The sequence below is a fragment of the Microcoleus sp. Pol11C2 genome, assembly GCF_036701505.1.
Classification (GTDB): Bacteria; Cyanobacteriota; Cyanobacteriia; order Cyanobacteriales; family Microcoleaceae; genus Microcoleus.
The window spans coordinates 1-2,202 of sequence record NZ_JAUBQX010000114.1; the positions used below are offsets into that span (position 1 = coordinate 1).

Here is a 2,202-nt window from a genome sequence, read left to right on the forward strand (position 1 = left end):
CGCTTTTAAGTGGGCTTTTAGCTGTTGTTGGTCTGAAGGTGTCATTTTATTTACCTCATCTTTATTTGACGATTTTACTAGCTTTTTCATTTTAACTCTTTTTTGACACATTCGCAAAAGTGAGATGCACCCTCTCTAAAGAGATTAATATCGCTCTTGGATCCTGGTTTCCCCACTATAACATCCACTATCTCTCTTCTATTTTGTAGGATAATCAAGTGATTTTTCCGCCTATGATTTTTCTTCTTTCCTGAGTAGCACTTTTTCTGATCTTGATAGTCTTTAGGTCTTTCCCGGACTTGTTCTGAGCTATAGCAATCCTAAATGATTCACCAATACTTCGGACAGTTTTTAAAGAAAGATACGAGCGCCATAAAACAGAGAAGTAAAAAAAGTGAGTGCAATCTGAACCCAAAACAAACAGAAAAAAAGGCACTCTTTGAGGTTAAGCTATAAAAACACACAAGCTCAACAGATTGCCTTATGAATGTTATGGAATCCATCTTACAACAAATGCCAGGGATTAGTCAACCCCAAAAGAAGTTTTTAATCACTTTGTTCTCAACTATTTTGCTCGTCTATGGTAAAGTCAACTTCACGAATCTCAGTCGTTATAGTTATTTGAGCGAAAAAACCTACCGTCGTCACTTTCTCAAAAGCTTTAACTTTCCACAATTTAATCAATATTTCCTCGAAAAAGCCTTAAATCCTGAACACACCGTCCTTGCTGTTATTGATTGTTCTTTCTTAACAAAAAGTGGCAAAAAAACTGACGGTAAAACTTATTTTTATAATGGTGTAGCTGGTAAATAGGAACAGCGATTGGAAATTTCTGTGATTTCTATTCTCGAAATTGAGACTCGTTTATCTTATAGCTTAAGCGTGCAACAAACTCCATCACGTCCTCAAATAAAGCCCGTGAAAAAACTGCTACAAAAACCGAATAATAGCAGGTCAAAAAAAACTCGCAAAAAACCGGACTCTCAAAGCTCAACGCCTGACCTCACAAGAGTTGATGACTATGCACAACATCTAAAGAATACTCGTTGTTTCTTCCCAACTTCTGTACGTTATTTGGTGGCTGATGGCTATTATTATCGCTCTAAATTCTGGGAGGCTGTGCGGGAGTTGAATTTAGACTTTATTGGCAAGCTGAGAGCTGATGCTAACCTACGCTATCTCTATACAGGTGAACAAAATAAACTGGGAGCACCTCGCAAATAGGATGGTAAGGTTGACTGCCAAGATCTGAGTCATCTTAAGTTTGTTAAACAAATAAAACCGGGAGTTTCATTATATACATTAGTGGTCGGGAGTTGTTGTTTGAATTGCCAAATTAGTTTGGCTTGTATCTCTGAGGTTCAAGCCAATGGAAAAATCAAAAATTGTTTATTATTTAACACTGATATTCATTTACCACCTGAGCAAATTGTTAAATATTATCAGGCTCGCTTCCAGATTGAATTTATTTTTCGTGATGCTAAACAATTTACGGGATTGTCTGATTGTCAAGCTCGTCATTTACCACGGCTGGATTTTCATTTTAATGCCAGTCTGATTGCCTTAAATTTAGCCAAATATTAACTCTCTAGTTGTCATTCATCTGCCAGGGTAAACGCATCTTAATTTCAACCTAAAACATGATAAGATAAAGTATTTAGCTAAATCAAGTACGTAATTCATAGGTGCGCTCTATGGTGAAAGGGTTTACTTCGACTTTAACTTCCCAACAAAAAACAATAAGTGTATCGAATCCGACCGACTTATTGAACGTTAGTTTTTTGAACCATTTTGAGGAATTGACAGATCCAAGAATAGAAAGAAGTAAAGAGCATTTACTAATAGATATTGTAGCCATTGCCATTCTAGCTGTCATCAGCGGTGCGGATGGATGGGGAGCAAGAGAACTCTATGGAAAAGCTAAACATGAATGGCTAAAAGGTTTTCTAGAACTGCCGAATGGAATTCCTTCTCATGATACATTTAGTCGAGTATTTGCTCGAATTGAACCGAAGCAGTTTCAAGAGTGTTTTTTGAGTTGGGTAAATTCAATTACCCAAAAATTGGAGCTAGAAGTCATAGCCATCGATGGCAAAACAATAGACCTCTTGCGAAAGTGCAAGCGCTCTATAGCAATCCTAAATCATTATCATGAGTACGGTACAATTATATGCAATACTTGATTATGACAAAAAAAATGAA

General features: G+C 36.6%; 3 protein-coding genes and 2 pseudogenes. 4 read left to right on the forward strand and 1 reads right to left on the reverse strand.

Annotation, left to right across the window (positions count from 1 at the left end; translation table 11 throughout):
- Window positions 1–86 precede the first annotated feature (86 nt).
- Window positions 87–296 (reverse strand): annotated as a pseudogene (locus QUA42_RS27485) (transposase family protein); the annotation flags it as partial.
- Between the two features lie 187 nt (window positions 297–483).
- Between QUA42_RS27485 and QUA42_RS27490 the strand changes: the two are divergent.
- The 4 genes and pseudogenes from QUA42_RS27490 to QUA42_RS27505 all read left to right on the forward strand — a co-directional run.
- Window positions 484–813, forward strand: a complete 330-nt coding sequence (locus QUA42_RS27490) for a hypothetical protein (RefSeq protein ID WP_333141836.1) — start codon at window positions 484–486, stop codon at window positions 811–813.
- A gap of 9 nt (window positions 814–822) precedes the next feature.
- Complete coding sequence (locus QUA42_RS27495) at window positions 823–1,224, forward strand: hypothetical protein (RefSeq protein ID WP_333141838.1); 402 nt, start codon at window positions 823–825, stop codon at window positions 1,222–1,224.
- A gap of 99 nt (window positions 1,225–1,323) precedes the next feature.
- Window positions 1,324–1,584 carry a transposase gene (locus QUA42_RS27500; RefSeq protein WP_333141840.1) on the forward strand — a complete coding sequence of 87 codons (261 nt, stop codon included), beginning with the start codon at window positions 1,324–1,326 and terminating at the stop codon, window positions 1,582–1,584.
- Window positions 1,585–1,694: 110 nt separating this feature from the next.
- A pseudogene (locus QUA42_RS27505) lies at window positions 1,695–2,102 on the forward strand (ISAs1 family transposase); the annotation flags it as partial.
- Window positions 2,103–2,202: the final 100 nt, after the last annotated feature.

Coding starts and splice junctions, on each gene's coding strand:
- QUA42_RS27490 (WP_333141836.1), top strand. CDS start 484: ATGAATGTTATGGAATCCATCTTACAACAAATGCCAGGGATTAGTCAA.